At 31.3% G+C, this 19715-nt stretch carries 15 protein-coding genes; all 15 read right to left on the bottom strand.

Annotated elements, in window-relative coordinates; genetic code table 11:
• Positions 1-36 precede the first annotated feature (36 nt).
• Positions 37-1017, bottom strand: a complete 981-nt coding sequence (gene fba / locus IX290_RS04425) for a class II fructose-1,6-bisphosphate aldolase (protein ID WP_211492010.1) — start codon at positions 1015-1017, stop codon at positions 37-39.
• A gap of 84 nt (positions 1018-1101) precedes the next feature.
• Positions 1102-1572 carry an energy-coupling factor transporter transmembrane protein EcfT gene (locus IX290_RS04420; protein ID WP_249168851.1) on the bottom strand — a complete coding sequence of 157 codons (471 nt, stop codon included), beginning with the start codon at positions 1570-1572 and terminating at the stop codon, positions 1102-1104.
• Positions 1559-2830: a serine--tRNA ligase gene (serS, locus tag IX290_RS04415; RefSeq protein WP_211492009.1), complete on the bottom strand. Its 1272-nt coding sequence runs from the start codon at positions 2828-2830 to the stop codon at positions 1559-1561. The genes IX290_RS04420 and serS overlap by 14 nt, the downstream gene beginning before the upstream one ends.
• 30 nt (positions 2831-2860) lie before the next feature.
• Positions 2861-3448 carry a TIGR03936 family radical SAM-associated protein gene (locus IX290_RS04410; RefSeq protein ID WP_211492008.1) on the bottom strand — a complete coding sequence of 196 codons (588 nt, stop codon included), beginning with the start codon at positions 3446-3448 and terminating at the stop codon, positions 2861-2863.
• A 70-nt stretch (positions 3449-3518) separates the two neighbouring features.
• Positions 3519-4529 carry a UDP-3-O-(3-hydroxymyristoyl)glucosamine N-acyltransferase gene (gene lpxD / locus IX290_RS04405; protein ID WP_211492007.1) on the bottom strand — a complete coding sequence of 337 codons (1011 nt, stop codon included), beginning with the start codon at positions 4527-4529 and terminating at the stop codon, positions 3519-3521.
• A 26-nt stretch (positions 4530-4555) separates the two neighbouring features.
• Positions 4556-5032, bottom strand: coding sequence for an OmpH family outer membrane protein (locus tag IX290_RS04400; RefSeq protein WP_211492006.1), 477 nt, complete (start codon positions 5030-5032; stop codon positions 4556-4558).
• Between the two features lie 35 nt (positions 5033-5067).
• Positions 5068-7158 carry an outer membrane protein assembly factor gene (locus IX290_RS04395; RefSeq protein ID WP_211492005.1) on the bottom strand — a complete coding sequence of 697 codons (2091 nt, stop codon included), beginning with the start codon at positions 7156-7158 and terminating at the stop codon, positions 5068-5070.
• Positions 7159-7169: 11 nt separating this feature from the next.
• Positions 7170-11618 carry a hypothetical protein gene (locus IX290_RS04390; RefSeq protein WP_211492004.1) on the bottom strand — a complete coding sequence of 1483 codons (4449 nt, stop codon included), beginning with the start codon at positions 11616-11618 and terminating at the stop codon, positions 7170-7172.
• A gap of 17 nt (positions 11619-11635) precedes the next feature.
• Complete coding sequence (gene rsmG / locus IX290_RS04385) at positions 11636-12337, bottom strand: 16S rRNA (guanine(527)-N(7))-methyltransferase RsmG (RefSeq protein WP_211492003.1); 702 nt, start codon at positions 12335-12337, stop codon at positions 11636-11638.
• Positions 12337-14223 carry a tRNA uridine-5-carboxymethylaminomethyl(34) synthesis enzyme MnmG gene (gene mnmG / locus IX290_RS04380; protein WP_211492002.1) on the bottom strand — a complete coding sequence of 629 codons (1887 nt, stop codon included), beginning with the start codon at positions 14221-14223 and terminating at the stop codon, positions 12337-12339. The genes rsmG and mnmG overlap by 1 nt, the downstream gene beginning before the upstream one ends.
• Positions 14224-14264: 41 nt before the next feature.
• Positions 14265-14921, bottom strand: a complete 657-nt coding sequence (locus IX290_RS04375) for a TrkA family potassium uptake protein (protein WP_211492001.1) — start codon at positions 14919-14921, stop codon at positions 14265-14267.
• 16 nt (positions 14922-14937) lie between these two features.
• Positions 14938-16287, bottom strand: coding sequence for a TrkH family potassium uptake protein (locus tag IX290_RS04370; RefSeq protein ID WP_211492000.1), 1350 nt, complete (start codon positions 16285-16287; stop codon positions 14938-14940).
• 187 nt (positions 16288-16474) lie between these two features.
• Positions 16475-17701: a peptidase T gene (gene pepT, locus IX290_RS04365; protein WP_211491999.1), complete on the bottom strand. Its 1227-nt coding sequence runs from the start codon at positions 17699-17701 to the stop codon at positions 16475-16477.
• Between the two features lie 70 nt (positions 17702-17771).
• The gene (locus IX290_RS04360) at positions 17772-19136 is read right to left on the bottom strand and encodes an MATE family efflux transporter (RefSeq protein WP_211491998.1); all 1365 of its coding nucleotides are present in this window, start codon (positions 19134-19136) and stop codon (positions 17772-17774) included.
• 16 nt (positions 19137-19152) lie between these two features.
• Positions 19153-19587 carry a MarR family transcriptional regulator gene (locus tag IX290_RS04355; protein WP_211491997.1) on the bottom strand — a complete coding sequence of 145 codons (435 nt, stop codon included), beginning with the start codon at positions 19585-19587 and terminating at the stop codon, positions 19153-19155.
• Positions 19588-19715 lie beyond the last annotated feature (128 nt).

The following is a 19715-nucleotide window of genomic DNA, read 5'->3' as shown; positions in this document are numbered from 1 at the left end:
AGGACAACCATTTGGTTGTCCCATTTATAAAAACTATTATTTAGTTCCTTTTTTGTAAGCTCCTTCAGAACCAAATACATCTACTATTTTAGTTTTGTAGTAAGCTTTCATTTCTTCTTTTGCAGCTCCTAAGTATTTTCTAGGGTCAAATTCTTTTGGATTTGTTCCTAATACTCTTCTTACTGCAGCAGTAAATGCAAGTCTTCCATCAGTGTCAACGTTTATTTTAGCTACTGCTGAGCTTGCAGCGCTTCTTAATTGAGCATCTGGTATACCAATTGCATCTTTAACTTCTCCACCATATTGTTTAATCATATCTGTATATTGTTTAGGTACAGCTGATGAGCCGTGTAATACGATAGGGAATCCAGGTATTCTTTTTTCTATTTCTTTTAATATATCAAGTCTTAATTTAGGATCTTCACCTGGTTTGAATTTGTGAGCTCCGTGAGAAGTTCCAATAGCTATTGCTAAAGAGTCAACTCCAGTTTTTCCTATAAATTCTTCAACTTCATCAGGGTTAGTGTAAGTATGAGATTCAGCTTTAACATCATCTTCTATACCAGCTAATACTCCTAATTCAGCTTCTACAGTTACGTCAAATTTGTGAGCATAATCTGCAACTTCTTTTGAAACTTGAATATTTTTGTCAAAATCATAGTGAGATCCGTCGATCATTACTGATGAGAATCCAGATTCAATACATAATTTAACAGTTTCTAGGTCTGGTCCATGGTCTAAGTGAAGAGCCACTGGAATATCAGAACCCATATTTCTTGCTCTATCTACAGCTGCTTTAGCTAATAAAGGTGCAACATCTGGACCCATATAAGTTAAAGCTCCTTTTGAACATTGTAATATAACAGGTGATCCCATTTCAGCACAAGCTTCAACTATAGCAAGTGCCATTTCCATGTTGTTAAAGTTAAATGCAGGTACTGCATAACCCTCTTTGTTTGCTTTAGCAAACATTGCTTTTGTGTTTGTAAGACCTAAGTCTTTGTAATTATATCCCATTTTTGCCCTCCTTAAAATTATATTTCAATTTTAACAAATATTTTATATAAAATCAATTACAGAATAGACAATTATGATTTTAGATTAGTTTTTTACTTTTATCTGCTCCAAAATATATCTGAAAAACCATTTTATTTTCATTCTTTTTCTGACCATTACCAGAGCTTGAGGCACCAGATCAATTACATTTTCTATAACGGTCTGATACTTATTAAACTTACCATTCAAAAGTTTCTTAGTAGTAACAATCCATGAAAGAAGCATCAAATTATATATTCTTAAAAAATTCAGTGTAAAATTACGCATTCCTTCTTCAGTAATATAAAATTTATATATTTTAAATATAACTCTTCCCTCTTGTGTATAAAATATCTGTAGTAAACATGTCATAAAATATAGGAAAAATAAAAATTTTATCTTTCCCATATTTTTTTTGACATCTATCTTATATTTAAAATTTAAAAACAGAAAAATCAAAGTCGTTATAAATATCACATATAGATTATCACAAAGGATATTTATCCCAAGTAGTATCATCAAACTACTTTTTAACAACTTCTACTCCTCCCATATATGGAACTAGTGCTTTTGGTATTAAGAAAGATCCATCTTCTTGTTGATAGTTTTCCATTACTGCAACTAGAGTTCTTCCTACAGCTAATCCTGAACCATTTAATGTATGGCAGTATTCACTCTTAGAACTTCCATTTGGTCTATATTTAAGTCCCATTCTTCTAGCCTGGAATGCTTCACAGTTTGAGCAAGAAGAAATTTCTCTATATTTATTTTGAGATGGTACCCATACTTCAATGTCATAAGTTTTTGCTGCTCCAAATCCTATATCTCCAGTACATAATTGGATAACTCTATAAGGGATTTCAAGTCTTTTTAATACATCTTCAGCATTGCTTACCATTTTTTCTAATTCATCATATGAACTTTCTTGGTTAGTTATTTTTACCATTTCAACTTTGTTAAATTGGTGAAGTCTTATGATACCTTTAACGTCTTTACCATATGATCCAGCTTCTCTTCTGAAACAAGGTGAATAAGCTGTATAATATTTTGGTAAATCTTTTTCGTCTAATATCTCTTTTCTGTGGATATTTGTCATTGTAATTTCTGAAGTAGAAATTAAGAACATATCATCAGTTGTTCTATACATATCATCTTCAAATTTAGGTAACTGACCTGTTCCTTCACATATCTCTCTTTTTACGATAAATGGAGTGATATGTTCAGTATATCCATGTTCTAATGTGTGCATGTCAAGCATGAAGTTGATTAAAGCTCTTTCAAGTCTTGCACCCATTCCTCTATATAGAACGAATCTAGATCCTCCTAATTTAGTACCTCTTTCAAAGTCAAGAATTCCTAATTCTTCTCCTAAATCCCAGTGAGCTTTAGGTTCGAAATCAAATTTTCTAGGTGTTCCCCATCTTCTGATTTCAACGTTATCATTATCATCTGCTCCTACTGGAGTTCCTTCTTGATACATATTAGGAATTGTCATTTGGATATACCCCAATTTTTCTTCAACTGCTGCAAGTTTTGCATCTAATTCTTTAATATCTGAAGAAACTTTTCCCATCTCTTCAATTAGTTTGCTTGCATCTTTTTTCTCTTTTTTAAGTTTAGCAATTTCAGCAGATTCAGTATTTCTTCTTTGTTTTAAAAGTTCTACTTCTCCTAAAATTTCTCTTCTTTGATCATCCAATTGAAAAAACTCATCAAGATTAAGGTCGTTGTGTCTATTTTTCAACATCTCTTGGACTTTTTCTCTGTTTTCACGTATGAATTTTAAATCTAACATACTCTTCTCCTCCAAATACTATTAATTATTTTATTTATTATATCCTAGTCTTTTTATAGTGACATCCTGCTGTTCCACTCCTGCTAAATCCAAATAGCAGTTTGGAGACATATTCTCAATCTCCAAGGACAGTGTATTGCCATTTCTGTAGAAATTAATCAAACGAGCTTTAAGGTCTCTTTTTACAGTTTTACCTCTTTTTTCCTTTATCTCAATAATCTCGTCTCTATTTAATACTTCTACAATTTTATCTATATCACTTTTCTCTCCATCAATTTCATAAATTACATTTTTAAATTCTTCCATTATGGAGGACTTTCTAGGTACTTCCTCTACTTTATGCACTTTAAAACCCAGCACAGCATTTTCATTAAGTCTCTTTAAAACCTCTTCATTGGAAATCTCTGCATCTGTTTCAAAGTCCATAACCTCATTATATGCCTCAGTTCCTAAGGATATTGGGTTCCCAAAGGACATTTTAGGTCTTGGGTGGTAACCTTCGCTATATTTTACAGGGATTTCCGATTTGTTGAAAAGTCTTTCAAAAAATCTTAACAAATCTAGATGGGATATAAACTTCATTTCTCCACATTTGTCAAAATAAACTCTTTTTTTCATCGTTACCTCATCTTTTCTTGTATTTATCTCCTATATTTTACCACTTTTAACTGAAATTTCAAATAACTTTTTATTTATCTTTTAATTTTTTCTCTAATTCTCTTACTTTTTTTACCAGTTCTGGTATTCTTTTCATCGAAACTCTAACTTTTAAATCTTCTCTATGGTCCATTAGTGGATATCCTGATAAAATCTGGTTATCTTTTACCTCTCCGCTGACTCCAGATTTTGCCCCTATTATGACGTTGTTACCTATTTTTAAATGTCCTGCTACACCAGTTTGTCCTGCTATTGTAGTGTTATTTCCAACTTCTACACTTCCAGCAATTCCAACTTGAGAAATAATTAAGCAGTTTTCTCCAATAATATCATTATGAGCAATTTGAACAAGGTTATCAATTTTTGTGTAACTTTTAATCACTGTATCCCCAATTGCTCCTCTATCAACAGTAGTATTAGCACCTATTTCAACATTATCCTCTACAACAACATTTCCAATCTGATCTATTTTTGTATTCTTACCATTTACTTTTACAAATCCAAATCCATCAGATCCAATTACAGCTCCTGGTTGAATCACACAATTTTTGCCAACTTTACAAAACTCTCTTACTGTAACATTTGGATATATTACAGTTCCCTCTCCTATTTCAACACCTTCACATATTGTTACATTTGGGTATAAAGTAACATTGTCACCTATTACAGCATCATGTCCTATATATACTCCCGGTGCAATATTTACATTTTTTCCAATACTTGCTGAATCTTCAATCTGTTTTTCAAATGATCTTACTTTCTTTTTAAAGAATCCTAATAATTTTGGCATCAATGTTCTTGGGTTTTCTTTAACTACTAAAAACATCTTTCCAATATTTGGAAATACCTTTAAATCAGGTACTAATATTACTTTAGCTTTTGTTTCATTAAGATTTTTTAAGAATTTTTCATCTGATGCAAATGTTAAACTATCCTCCTTAGCTTGAAAAAAGGGAGCAAGCCCAGAAATGTATTCCAGACTTAAATCTCCCTTTACTTCACAGCCTAGGAGAGTAATCAGATCCTTTATTTTATACTGCATAATTACCTCCTAAATTTATCCTTATTCTACTTAGTTTTTTCCATTTCAGTTATTACTTGTTGTGTTATATTTGTTCCACCATATTTTATTGCTCCATCTTCAAATATGTAATCGTATTTTCCAGATTTTGCAACTGACTCTATAGCTTTAGTCATTGTGTTGTCAATTTCCTGCATTCTTGTGTATTCTTCTTTACTTAATTTAGTTTGAGAATCTCTAACGAATTTTTGGAATTCTTCAACTTGTTTTTGGAAATCTTGTTTTTCTTTATCTGTTAATTTATTTCCTTTTGATTGAAGTTCTAATTGACTTTTTTGAAGAACAACCTCTTTTTGTTTAATTTGATTTTCTAATCTATCTCTTTCCTTAGATAAATTTTCCTGAACAATTTTTGTTTTTGAATATTTCATAAATGCTTCTTGAGAATTTACATACCCAATTTTTTCAGCAAATACTGAAACTGAAGCTAATAAAGCCACTGCTGTAATCATTACTTTTTTCATTTAATGTAACCTCCTAGTATTTCTTGTATATAATCTTAGAATGATTGTCCCATATTGAAGTAGAACTGCATTCCATCATCTGACATTTTATTTCCTACTGGCCATCCAAAGTCAAATCTTAATGGACCAATTGGTGTATTAAGTCTTAATCCCACACCTGCAGTAGTTCCTATTTTCTTGTAGAAATCTGCATCATGATCATAAGTTAAATCTCTTCCTTTGTAGTTCCATGCTCTACCTGCATCAAAGAACACTACAAATCCTAAAATATCATTAAACTGAGTTCTGTTTTCTATTGTACCTATAAGTTTTTCTGTACCTTTGAAGAATCCACCATCATATCCTCTTAAAGTGTTTCCTCCACCAACCCAGAATCTTTGTCCTTCTTTTGTACTGTCAGTTTGAATTCCTCCAACTACTCTATAAGCGAATATATTCTTTTTGAATAATCCTCTGTGGTAAGTTCTGAATTCTGCAGTTACGTTACCAAATGTATCAGCTTTATAACCACTTGCATAACCTCCTTCTAATTGAAGTTTTGCAAATATACCAGCTGTTGGGTTCCAATAATGGTTTCTGCTGTCATATGTAATAGATGGGAAAATACTCCAGATATAGTACTTGTCATTAAGTCCTTCAGCTTTGGCATTATTGTATCCTCTCCAGTATGTCTGACCATCTCTTGCATCAAAGAAATAACTCATATCAGATTTTTCTTTTACATATTCAAGTTTAGTTCCTAAACCTAATCTTACATATTTATTTAGACCTTTACCTATGCTCAATCTACCACCATAAGTATCCATCTTATTAAATACAGCACTATCACTGTCTTCATAACTGTTTTTGTATAAGCTCCATCCCCATGAAATTCTGTCAGTATCTTTAATCCATGGATCATAGAAGTCTATTGAGAAACTTGTATAGTCTTTATTTGATTTTTCAAATGTAACTCCAAGCTCTTGCCCTTTACCTTGCCAGTTAGTGTCTTTAACAGATAATGTTCCCATTAATCCAATTTCAGAACCATAAGAGATAGCTCCTTGTAACATTGCTGTTCTCTCTTCATCTAATAGAAGAATTATATCTCTACCATCTGGATCTCCAGGTATATCTCTAACTTCATACTTAACATTTTTAAAATGTCCAAGTCTCATAAGGTTAGCTACAGTAGCATCATAGTTTCTAGAGTTGAATATTTGATTATCATGAATTTCAAGCTCTCTTTCTATAACATATGGTTTTGTTTTTAAAACGTCATCTGTAGCCTTTCTTCTAGCACCTTTCTGTTTAGTTACCATTTTCTTAAGTTGAATATTTCTGATAACTCCCTCAGAAAGATATATTTCCAATTCAAGATTAGGATTTAATCCAATATCTGTTACTTCTGCAAGAACATATCCATCATCCTGATATTTTTTCATTATTCTATCTCTATCTTCTCTGATAGTATTGATATTAAATACTTTTCCTGGTTGAGTCTGTATAATTTTTAGTAAATCACTTGTTGAATAAACAGTATTACCAATTATGTTAATACCATTTATTACTGGGTTTTCTAAAACATTATAAACTACCTTTACACCATCTCTGGTTTTGATAACATCAGGCATAACATCTCTAAAGAAACCACTTTCTATTAGATTTTTATGTCCTTCTATTATCTTGTTCTTTGAAAAATACTCTCCAGCTTTTACAGGTATAAGAGTTCTTATAACACTGTCTGATAGGTGAGTATTACCGATAACTTCAACATCAGAAACTACAAGGGTAGTATCTACCTTCTCTCTTTCTGATAATGGAATTATTCCCTCTCCCTCAAGAATCTTTTTTGCATTTGGATTTTCTGTTACGTCAACAACTAATTTGATTCCACCATCAAATGGTGATGGGTATATAGCGACATCATCTACAGATTTCAGATCTTTTATCGCCTTATAGTCTGAAATCATATTTTCTGTGACATATTTTTCTCCCTGTTTTGATTTCATAGCACCTAGTACTACTTCATAAGGGACTTCTCTGTTATTGACTATTTCGATCTTTTTGATGTCATAGTTTGTAACATCAGCAAATGAAAAAATCCCTAACAGGAAGACTAATAAAACTATCAACTGTTTTCTCATCTTTACCTCCACTATTTATTTATAAAGATATCTAATAGATTATCATATTTTTTCTGAAATTTAAAGTCAATATGATAATTTAAGTTCTTTTTGGTATTTCCATTGGATGTATTTTTCATATCTTCTGGAAGTTTTCCAACACCTATTCCAATAGACTTAGTGTAATCAAACCTGTAATCTATTGAAAAATCATAATCTTTAAATGCTCCATTGTTATCTGTACTCTTATTATTATTCTGTTCGCTATCCTCCTCCAATAGTGTAGCCCTTGCTACCCACCATATTTTATCTTTATATATATTATCTTCTGCTTCTAAAACTGCACCAAATTTAAATCTTGACTGCTGTGTATCTGTGTTGTAAGCATTTCCAGTCTGCTCTGTTACTACGTTAGATGCTATTCTAAATTTCGATAGCCCCAAAGTATTTTTTACTAAATTTGAAATTGGTTTTAAAAGCTGTGTTACCTGACCACCTAAAATATTACTTAGCAGCATTGCCGTAGCATCATTATTTTCCTGTCCATCTCCATCTCCCATTAAAAATGAGTTCAAGTTACCACTGCTGCTTCCATTTCTGGAACTTATATTAAATTGTAAATTATCAAGTGTTCCATTAAGTGCAAGAAGTATTTTATCATTTTTTACCTCTACACTTGCATCAACCAGTATGCTAGGGTTTATTTTAGGGAAGAACACTTTTTTATCATTAAAAGCAACTAAGGCCCTATCTATAACAAAGGTGTTGTCATTGACACTTAAGGATGCTCCTACAGCTTCAACATTTCCTAAGAAAAGATATTTTCCATTATTTCCTGATACTATTCCACTTCCTTCTATCTTTCCTTTTACATCACTTACCATTGGAACTAAACTGTCTATATCAAGCTTTATTCCATCTCTTATTTTTATTCCAACATTGACATTTATAGAGTTTGCAAATTCAGTCTCTATCTTAAAGTCCTTCCCTAGGCTTTCACTGTCGTTAACTGTTTTAGATGCAGAGCTGAATAGTAAGTTTTTTATCTTTGTAAAAATGCTTTCTTTTTTACTAGGTATCTCAAAAACCTCTCCTTTTATTATTTCAACCTGACCTAAAAGAGTCTGATTTTTAAAAGTCAGATCACTGTTTAAGTCAATATTGAAATATTTATCATATTTATAGTCGAAGTTTTTCAAATTAAGAGTAGCTTCATACTTTAGATTTTCATAAAAATAAGGATTTTCGGTTATATCCTTCAAGGTGGGCAATGTTATGTAACCTTTAAATCCTATCTCTCCATGATTTATTTTTCCTTTTAAATCCTGAATTGAAAGTTTATCCCCTGCTAGTAATATTGTACTGTTAAAATCTGTTAATTTCAAGAACAAATCTTTTTTTTCTAAATTAAAATCCTTTATTGTTAAAAAACCACTATTTTTATCGTTAGTTAACTGCAAGTCAAATATTGCATCTCCATTTATATTATCAATATCATACTTGTTTAAAAATATATTTAAAAATCCTAAATTTATCCTTTTTGAATTAGCACTATAGATATATTTTCCATTTTCTATATTATAATTTCCTTTAGAATAAAAGAGATTTTCAAGATATTTAAAAGAAAACTCATCCAGATTTACCCTGTGTAAGTCACCACTTACACCTGTAATAATCTTATTGAATTCAACACCTTCAATTTCCAATTTATCACTTTTTATTGAAAGATTGTATTTTAACTCAGGAACTGTTCCACCTACATTACCTTCCAGTACTATATTTCCTTTTACATTTTTTAAAGGTATATATTCTTTAAGTTTTATAAGAGGAATCTCCTGTCTATTGAGATTTAATACCAGTTTTTTCTCTTTTAAATCAAAATTTCCTTTTAATTTAGCTATCTCTTCTAAATCACTGTTGCTAAAAGTAATCTCATTTACTTTTAAAATACCATCCAGAAGATTGTCACTATCATAATTTGCTTCTACATATACATTTGGAAGATGATTTCCCTGAATATACATCTTATCCAAAGTTGACTTTAAGCTACTATGTATGTTTTTTTCCTGACCTTTAACATTAATTGTACCAATTACACGATATTTTAAATTGGTATCTCCATAGTATCTTCCAATATTTTCCTCAATAATATTTGCCTTCATCCAATAATTTCTATCTTCAATATCATATTCACCTTTTACAGTGGTATTGTTTATTTTTAAATTATCAGTATAAAATCTCCTATTATTAAAGTCTATTTCACCTTTTACAAGAATAGGCTGTCCATTATTTATCTCCATTTGTACATCATTTATAGCAATTCTTCCCTGTGGATCTGAAATTTTACCTGAAATAAATCCCTGTACATCACCTATAAATATATCCGGTTTATCCACATTGAATTTTGTAAGAGGAAGGGCTTTTATCTTAGCCTTCATATCTAAGGTATCATGATTTAAATCTGCAACACCTTTGAATTTTACAAAATCATTATTAAAAGTCTTCACTTCAAAGAGGTTGTCTTTCATTCTAAATACAGCACGTAATCCCTGTAAGCTATACTCTTTATATTTTATATTTCCAATTTCACCTGAAAAATCAAAATCTGTATTTTTATCTTTATTCATAGTGAATTTACCATTTATATTTTTAATCTCACCTAAATAGTTAAGTGTCAAATCTGATATTTCCAGATCTGTTTTATTTTTCTCTCCAGAACCTGATATAAAACCTTTTATCTTACCTTCCAGGATGCTTTCTTTTCCACTGGTCATAAAATCCTGAATGTAAAATTTCTCACCTGGAAATTCAAGGTCATAGCTCATAGTGTTTAGATCAACAGTTCCTTTAAAAAACTCATGATTGATTCCAATCTCATTAAATATTGAAAATCTGTTTATTTTTAAGATATTATTTTCTCCAGAATAATCTAAAAGAAATCTGTTATTTAAAATGGTTATAGGAATTTTTCCCTCTCCACTTATCAGTTTTTTAGATTTCAAATCATACTCAAGAGAATATTTATTTCCATCTTTCAAAAGAAGTTTTTCTTTGCTCTTTTGATACTCTCCCTTTAAAGAGATGATATTGGAATTAAGACCAAAACCAATACTCTCTTTTCCCAGTTTAAATGTTCCATCTCCACTGAAATCTGAGACATATCTCTTATTATTTATATTTTTAATATCAAATTTTACCTGTCCGTCATCATCTTTCATATCTAAAGAGAGATTAAACTTCTCTTTTATGCTCTCTTTTTTCTTCTCATCTAAAGTTGTGAAAATACCATTTAGATTATCAATATGAATTCCGTTGTTATCATAGATAAATTTAACTGCTAATTTTTCAACCTTTGAACTATCCATATTTAACTTATTTACTAAAGCATCAATTGTGACTTTAAGCTCTTTTTTCATATTGAGATTGAATTTAACATCATCTACAACTGCACCTTTAAATGGAAGATTGATTCCCTGTAAATATGAAAGTTTTTCAAGATCTTTCTGTTTTATATTCTTAAGATTAAAATCAATATTTAACTCTTCATCTTTATAACTTAAAGTAAACTTTTCAGGCTTTCCAAATACAAGACCTGAGGCATTTAAAAATATTCCTTCTGGCTTAAAGTCAACTGCTCCAGATACATTTTTTACTGTATCATTGAGATCTTTATATCTTACGTCAACTCCATCAAATAAAATATTTCCCAGCATACCACTTTCAGCTATTATAAGATCCATATTTAAAAGTCCACCATCATAGCTTACCTCTTCACCATCATAACCATATTGTGCCAGCTCTGTGGTAACCCCAATATTTGACAGCTTTATCCTCATCCAGTAAGGTTCATTATAGTTAGTAAAGGCAAAATCATATATCTCATCTTTATTTTTACCAACAAAGTGAAGATCCAATCCTTTAGTTTTACTAAATGTAAGATATCCATTTGTATCATAGGCTGTTTTTTCTATTGGCAGTCTATAACCTAAATCTCTATAAGTAGTTGTTACATTTATCCCAGTTATCTTATCTATAGGAACCCCTATTCCAGGATCATATTTTTCCTCTTTTTTACTATCCTTTGGTGGCTCCTCTTTACTGTCATCACTGCTACCAGTAAAAGCAGCAACAATGTTAATATCTCCATTTTTTCTTCTTGTTATATTTGCCTGTCCACCATTCATTATAATCTCTTTTATTCTATAATTTTTAAGAGATTCATCATCATAGAGTATGTCAACTTCAGGAGATGAGATTATAACCTCTTTCTTATCCTGTAAAACAAAGTCTTTTACTACTATTTTGTCCTTCTCAAATATAATCTTACTGCTTTTGAATTTTGGTCCAACAAAAAGTCCTGTAAGTACCTCTACTGTCTTAGGAAGATTATATTTCAGATTTAAAAAACCTCCAAAAAATAAGAAAAAGAGGAAACTAACAACAATAATTTTCTTTTTATGTTTCTTGCAAAATTCTGTCATTTTCCTCTTCACTCCTTTTATAGTGGTCTTTTTAAAGGTATTCCTGTTCTTCTAGGATATTTTTTTTCTGTTTTTTTGACTTTCTTTATATCAATTATAACTCTTGGGTCATGACAGAAAGGAAGTTCTAAGTTGTAAATCTCTTTTATTTCAGCACCTAATATTGCAAGTGCATTTGCTGCTTCTTTTTCCTCTCCTGTTCCCTCCATTTTCTGTGATAGAAATGTTCCTCCCACCTTTAAAAATGGAACTATATACTCAAGAATTGTGCTAAGCTTTGATACTCCTCTGCATAGCCCTAAATCATATCTCTCTTTTGTTTTATCTGAAGCAAATTCCTCAGCTCTTGAAGTTACTACCTCTACATTTTCAAGATTCAATTCCTCTTTTACCATTTCAAGAAATTTAGTCTTTTTCCCTACTGAATCCATAAGTGTAAAATTGATATTTCTATTGAATATTGCAAGCACCATTCCTGGAAATCCTGCTCCTGTTCCAACATCAATAGCACTTTTAGCATCTTCTGGAATATAGTTTTGTAAAAGTAGTGAGTCAATAAAGTGTTTCTCTATTATTCCCTCTTCATCTCTTACTGCAGTAAGATTTGTATGAGAATTGTATTCAACTAGAAGATTTAGATACTTTATTAAATCATCTATTTTTTCCTCTGTATATTTTACATTTATTTTATTTAATCCTTCTATAAGAAGTTCTTTCATTAATAATTTCCTTTCGTTTTCAAATATATCAATAAAACCTGAATATCTGCAGGAGAAACTCCAGATATTCTTGAAGCCTGTCCTATATTATAAGGTCTTGCTGCCTTTAACTTATCCTTTGCCTCTTTTGGCATATTCTTAAGCTGGTCATAATCAAGATCAGCTGGGATTCTCTTATTTTCAAGACTCTTATGTTTTTCTATCATTTTCATAGCTCTATCTATATAACCTGAATATTTAACCTGTACTTCTACTTGATACTCAGTATCATGAGGATACTCTGCTAAATTAAGATCTGACAACTCACTGATGTATCTGATATCATCAAATGTCACTCTAGGTCTTCTAAGTAGCTCATAATAAGTACATCCATCTTTTAATAGAGTTTCACCTTTTTGAGCTAATATCTCATTAACTCTTGGGTTACCTGGTCCAACAAAGGCATTCATTAGTTTAGCTTTTATCTCCTCAACATCTTTTTCCTTTTGTTGTACTCTTCTGTATTCCTCTTCAGGTAAAAGTCCTACCTCATATCCGATTCTAGATAGTCTCAAATCAGCGTTATCTTCTCTTAACAGTAATCTATACTCACTTCTTGCTGTAAACATTCTATAAGGCTCATTAGTACCCTTAGAAACCAGATCATCTATAAGTGTTCCAATATATGAATCTGCTCTGTCTAAGATTACAGGATCAAGATTTCTTATTTTTCTAACAGCATTTATACCTGCAATAAGCCCTTGAGCTGCTGCCTCTTCATATCCAGATGTTCCATTTATCTGTCCAGCAAGGAATAGATTTTCTATCTTTCTAGTTTCCAGACTGTATTTAATCTCTTCTGGTAATACATAGTCGTACTCTATTGCATAGGCATATCTCATAATATGAGAATCTTTAAAAGCCTCAAGATTATCTAACATAGCTTCCTGTACATCTGTTGGTAAAGATGATGATAGACCTGCTACATATATCTCAGTTGTATCATAACCCTCTCTTTCCAAGAAAAGGTGGTGTTGACTTTTATCTCCATATTTAAATACCTTATCCTCTATTGATGGACAATATCTAGGTCCTGTTCCTACAATTGTTCCATTAAATAGTGGTGATCTGTCTTTATTACTTTTTATAATATCATGAACCTTCTCATTAGTGTGATAGATATAACATGATATCTGTTTTCTATTTATTATCTCTTCATCAGGTGTTCTTGATGAAAATTTAAGGATATGAGTATCTCCAGGTTGCTCTTCAGTTTTTGAAAAATCTATAGTTCTTGCATCAATTCTAGATGGTGTTCCAGTCTTAAATCTTCCAAGTTTAAGTCCAGCTTTTGCCATTGAAACTGGAAGATCATCTGCTGCAAGTTCTCCCATTCTTCCTCCACTGAAATGTTTTTCTCCAACGTGAATAAGTCCTCTTAAGAAAGTACCAGTAGCTAAAATAACAGTTTTTGCTCTATATTCTACACCCTCTCTTATTTTAACTCCTTCAACTTTTCCATTTTCAATTATAAGATCTGTTACCATTCCTTGAATAGTACTTAGATTCTCACAATTCTCAAGAGTTTTTTTCATCTCTTTTGCATATCTTACTTTGTCAGCCTGTGCTCTTAAAGATCTAACAGCTGGCCCTTTTTTAGTATTTAAAACTCTAATTTGAATATAAGTTTTATCTATATTTCTTCCCATCTCTCCACCTAAAGCATCTATCTCCTTTACAAGGTGAGATTTTGCAGGTCCTCCAAGAGATGGATTACATGACATTACCCCTATATTATCTAAAGTTATTGTAAATATAGCTGTGTGTGCTCCCATTCTAGCAGCAGCTAAAGCAGCTTCACATCCAGCATGTCCTGCTCCTACTACAATGACGTCAAAATCGTACATTTTTTCCTCCTAAAACTACGTGTTACTATTTCTGATTTTCTTTATTTCAAATTTTCAAAGAAATCTGCTGTTTTATTGTCAGTTATCATTAAAAGTACGTCTCCCTTTTCAATAACTGTTGTTGCAAGCGGATTTGGATTAAAACTTTGATCTGCTTTCTTTATTCCCACTACGTTAGAATTATATTTTTTTCTAATGTCCAACTCAATTATACTTTTTCCCCAGAATATCGATGGAGCTTTTACTTCTAAAAGTAAAAAGTTTGAAGAGAATCTTAAATGCTCAACCAGGTTTGGTTCCATAGCAAGCTGTGCAACTCTTCTTCCCATATATTCCTCTGGGTATATTACCTTTGTTGCTCCGATTTTAGCTAAAACCTTTCCATGACTCTTAGAAACTGCCTTAGCTATGATTTTTTTAACTCCAAGCTCCTTTAAGTTTAATGTTATCATGATGCTTGGCTCAATATCTCCTACACATACAAAAGCAATATCATAGTTTGAAACCCCAAGTTCCTTTAAACTTTTCACATCTGTAGCATCAATCATTATTCCATTATCAACTATATTTTCATTTATACAATCCTGTACAATCTCTTCATCAGCATCTATAGCTAATACTTCCTCATTTGATTCATATAACGTCTGAGCGACACTGGCTCCAAATCTTCCAAGCCCTATTACTAAATATTGTTTCATTATACTCTCCTTAAAATTAACCAACTAAAATATTTTCCTTTGGATATTTTGACACAGCCTTTTTCTTTGTTTCTCCAATTGCAAGGGCAAATGTCAGAGGTCCAAGTCTTCCTACCAGCATAGTTATTATTATTAAAAGCTTTGAAAACACACTTAGATAAGGTGTTATTCCAAGTGTAAGTCCTACAGTACCAAAAGCTGAAATAACTTCAAATACAATTTGTTCCATTGGGAATTTTTCAACTACCAGAAGACACATTATTACAAATGAAATATAAGCTATTGCAATTACAAGTATTGCAAGTGCTCTATTTAATATCTCCCAGTCAAGACGTCTGTTAAAAAGCTCAACATTTGACTTCTTTTTAGCTATCCCTATAACATAAAACATTATAACACCAAATGTAGTGGTCTTAATTCCACCACCTGTTGATCCTGGTGACGCTCCAATAAACATCCATATGCAACTGATAAAGATTGTAGCATCTCTTAAGTTGCCAAGTGGTATCGTATTAAACCCTGCCGTTCTTAAAGTGACACTTTGGAAATAAGATGCTAAAACCTTTTGGAAAAAATTCAAATTTCCCAATGTTTCTGGGTTTGAATATTCTAAAAGGAAGAACAGTATCATACCTCCAGTTGTTAAAATTATAGACATAAGTATTGCAACCTTAGATGTAAGGTTAAATCTGTCTATACCTTTTCTTACAACAGTTACCACAGATGTTATAACTGCAAACCCAATACCTCCAAGAGTAATCAGATACCCTATTGTAAGGTTTATAACTACATTATTTTTAAAACTTTCTAAATTATCTGTAAAAAGTGAAAATCCAGCATTACAAAATGCTGAAATAGAGTGGAATACTCCATAATAAACTGCTTCACTTAAAGGTCTTCCCTTCAAAAATTGAGTAGTCAGAATAAGTGCTCCTATACTCTCAATTACAAATACAACAAATAAAAGCCTCTTAATAAAATCTGCTATCTCTCCACTACTATCTGCATTTCTCTCCTCTTTTAACAATTCTCTCTCATGGAAAGTCATCTTTTTCCCCATAACAAGAAATATTATAGATGAGAAAGTCATTACTCCCAATCCACCAAGCTGAATAAAAAATAGAATGATTGTTGTTCCAGCAGTGGAAAATGTCTTACTGACATCTACAACAGTTAACCCTGTAACACAAGTTGCAGAAACAATTGTAAATAGTGAAGACAGGAATGAAAGTTTCTGTCCATCTTTTAGAGAAAATGGCATCATAAGCAGTAAAGTTCCAATCAGTATTGCTATTAAAAAACCTAATATCAGCTTTCTTGAAGGAGAAAGCTTTTTTAAATATTCTTTGATAACTTCTATATCCATTTTATTCCTTTCTTCAATCTCGTAAAAAAAACTCCCATTTTCATTTTATTATACAGTATTTTTTGAATTTTGTCAGTACCTTAAATGATTTTTTCTACCCCTTAAAGAGCTCATAAATACAGAGTTTTATATTTTTTTCTTAAAAATATAAAAGCCCGGTTTACTCTCCAGGCTTCTAAAAAAGTTGTTATTTTGCAATGTTTTCAGCAATTTTTATTATAAGATCTCTTGCTTTTTCCATTGATTGGATTGGTACATATTCAAATTTTCCGTGGAAGTTATGTCCACCAGTAAATAGGTTTGGACAAGGAAGCCCTTTATAAGAAAGTCTAGCTCCATCTGTTCCACCTCTTATAGGTCTTATATTTGGTTCTATTCCTAACTCTTCCATAGATTTTTTAGTAACTTTTACAATCTCTATTACAGGTTCGATTTTTTCTCTCATATTGTAATAGCTGTCTTTTAATTCAAGTTCTATATGAGCATCTTTATGTTTTAATTTTAAAAACTCAACTGCAGCTTTAATAATATTTTTCTTTTCATTGAATTTTTTCATTGAATGGTCTCTTATGATATAATTCATAGAGCTGTTTTCAATATCTCCACTCATTTTATTAAGTAGGAAGAATCCTTCATATTTTTCTGTATATTCTGGTCTTTGTTCTACTGGAAGCATTCCATTTAATTCCATAGCTATCATAAGAGAGTTAACCATGCTGTTTTTTGCACTTCCTGGGTGAATATCTCTTCCTGTTATATTGATTATTGCTGATGCAGCATTGAAGTTTTCATATTCAAGCTCTCCTAATTCTCCACCATCAACAGTATATGCAAATTTGCAGTTAAATTTTTGAACATCAAAACGGTTTGCTCCTCTTCCTATCTCTTCATCTGGAGTAAATCCAACTTTAATCTCACCATGTTTTATCTCTGGATGTTCTTTTAAATATTTCATAGCTTCTATTATCTCAGTAACACCAGCTTTGTCATCTGCTCCTAAAAGAGTTTTTCCATCTGTTACTATAAGATCCTGACCTACATATTTTTTCATATGAGGAAAGTCATTTGGAGAAAGTACAATATTTTCTTTTTCATTTAATATGATATCTTCTCCATTATAGTTCTCAACTACTCTAGGATTAACACCTATTCCGCTATATGTAGGTGCTGTGTCCATGTGAGCTATAAATCCAACTGATGGTACATCTTTTTTATCAGTATTTGCTGGAAGTGTTGCCATAATATAGCAGTTTTCATCAACTGATACATCTTCCATACCTATATTTTTTAAATCTTCAACTAATACCTTTGCAAGATCCCATTGTCTCTCACTGCTTGGACAGTTGTTGCTACTTGGATCTGAATCAGTAGAAATTGTGATATATTTGATAAATCTCTTTGTTAAGTCGTTCATTAGAATCCTCCTCATAATTTTTATCTACATGTATTTTAAACTCTTATACAGTTTTTTTCAACCCTATAATTTACTGATCTTTTTTCGCATCTAAGTGATCCAGTGTTTTTAATTCTTTTCCAATCAGGAAGAATGTTAAAAGAGTTGCAATGAAGTCAGATACTGGAGCTGCATACCAAATTCCAATTGCTCCAAACATTCTTGACATTATAAGGATACATGGAATAAGTACTATAATCTGTCTTGAAAGACTCATAAATAGACTCATTTTAGGTTTTCCAACTGCCTGAAAATACACAGTACAGATAATTTGGAATCCTATTATTGGAAGCATGAATAGCTCAACTCTTAACCCCTTTGTTGCAATATCTAAAAGTCCTCTTTCCTGAGTAAATATCTCTATAATCTCTTTAGAAAAAATCATAATTATAACATAATAGAATACACAAATCCCTGTTGCTCCAAAAATTGCTTTATATAACGCTTCTTTAACTCTTTTATAAAATCTCGCTCCATAGTTGTAACCTAATATCGGCTGAAGTCCCTGATTGATACCAAAAATAGGCATTAAAATAAATGTTGTAACTGCTTGAACTACAGCCATTGCCCCAATAGCTGTATCTCCGCCATACATCTTCAGTGTACTGTTATATGTAAAGTTAACTACACTAGCTCCCATCTGAATTGCAAAAGGAGCACTTCCTATTAAAACAATCTCCTTCATTCTCTCTATAGATAAAACAAGATACTCTTTTCTAATTTTAAGTCCACTGAATTTTGAATAGAAATAGTAAACAGCCCAAACTCCAGATATATATTGCGATATAATTGTAGCCAGAGCAGCACCTCTTACTCCCATACCTAAATAAAATATAAATATAGGGTCTAATACGATATTAGTAACAGCTCCTATAAGAAGTGTCACCATTGCCATTTTAGGGTTACCATCTGCTCTAATTGATGAGTTGGCAACATATCCTACAACAGCAGCTGGGAATCCCAATATTCCTATTTTTAAATACTGACTTGCATATATAGATGTCTTGTCACTTCCACCTAAAAATCTTACTATATCATCAATCCATACATATCCAACTATTGCAAGTATCAAAGATACAACAAATCCAAACACTAAAGCTGTACCTAAGTATTTTTCAGCTTCATCAGGATTTTTACGTCCAAGATTAAGAGATACATTTGTAGCACTTCCTAACCCTATTAAAATTGAAAATCCAAATACAAATATTATAACTGGAAATACTATTCCTACTCCAGCTATTGCCAAATAACCAACGTCTTTTATATTTCCTATATATATTCTGTCTACAATATTATAGAGTGCATTTACAAGCATACCAATAATTGCTGGTAGAGAAAATTGTAGTAAAAGTTTTCCAATTTTTTCTGTTCCCATTAATTGATGTTTATTTTCCATATAATCCTCCTGTTTATCAAAATTTACTTACTAATTTATCCATTACTCTTAGTAGAAATTCCATCTCTTCATCTTTTAAAATATTTCTTACTTTGTCTTCAAACATATCTGCTACTTCATTTATTGTATCAATAACCTCATCAGCTTTTTCTTCAAGAACAAGATAGACAACTCTTTTATCCTCTTTACAAAGTTTTTTTCTAACATACCCCAGCCTTTCCAGTTTATTTACCAGTGAAGTAACTGTAGATTTGTCCTTTGAAATCTTTTCACTTATCTCCTTCATTGAAAGTTGATTATATATACTTAAAATAACGATAATAGATATATGTGAATACACAAGTCCCTTTATTCCACGTTTTTTTAGCTCATTACATAAAAATGCATCGCCTCTGTTGTGTGCTCGGCTAATATAGCTAAACAGTGTCGTTTCTATACTTTTCTCTTTCATGCAAAATCACCCTATATACTTTATCACAAAAATAATTTGATATCAAACTATTTTTTGCTTTTTTCATAATAAAAAAACTGCACTTTCTATCTCAGTTGCCTAAGATATAAGTGCAGAATATTTTAAGA

The organism is Fusobacterium sp. DD2 (assembly GCF_018205345.1).
Lineage (GTDB): Bacteria > Fusobacteriota > Fusobacteriia > Fusobacteriales > Fusobacteriaceae > Fusobacterium_A.
Note: the sequence above shows the minus strand (reverse complement) of the source record. Positions and strands in the feature narration are given on the sequence as shown.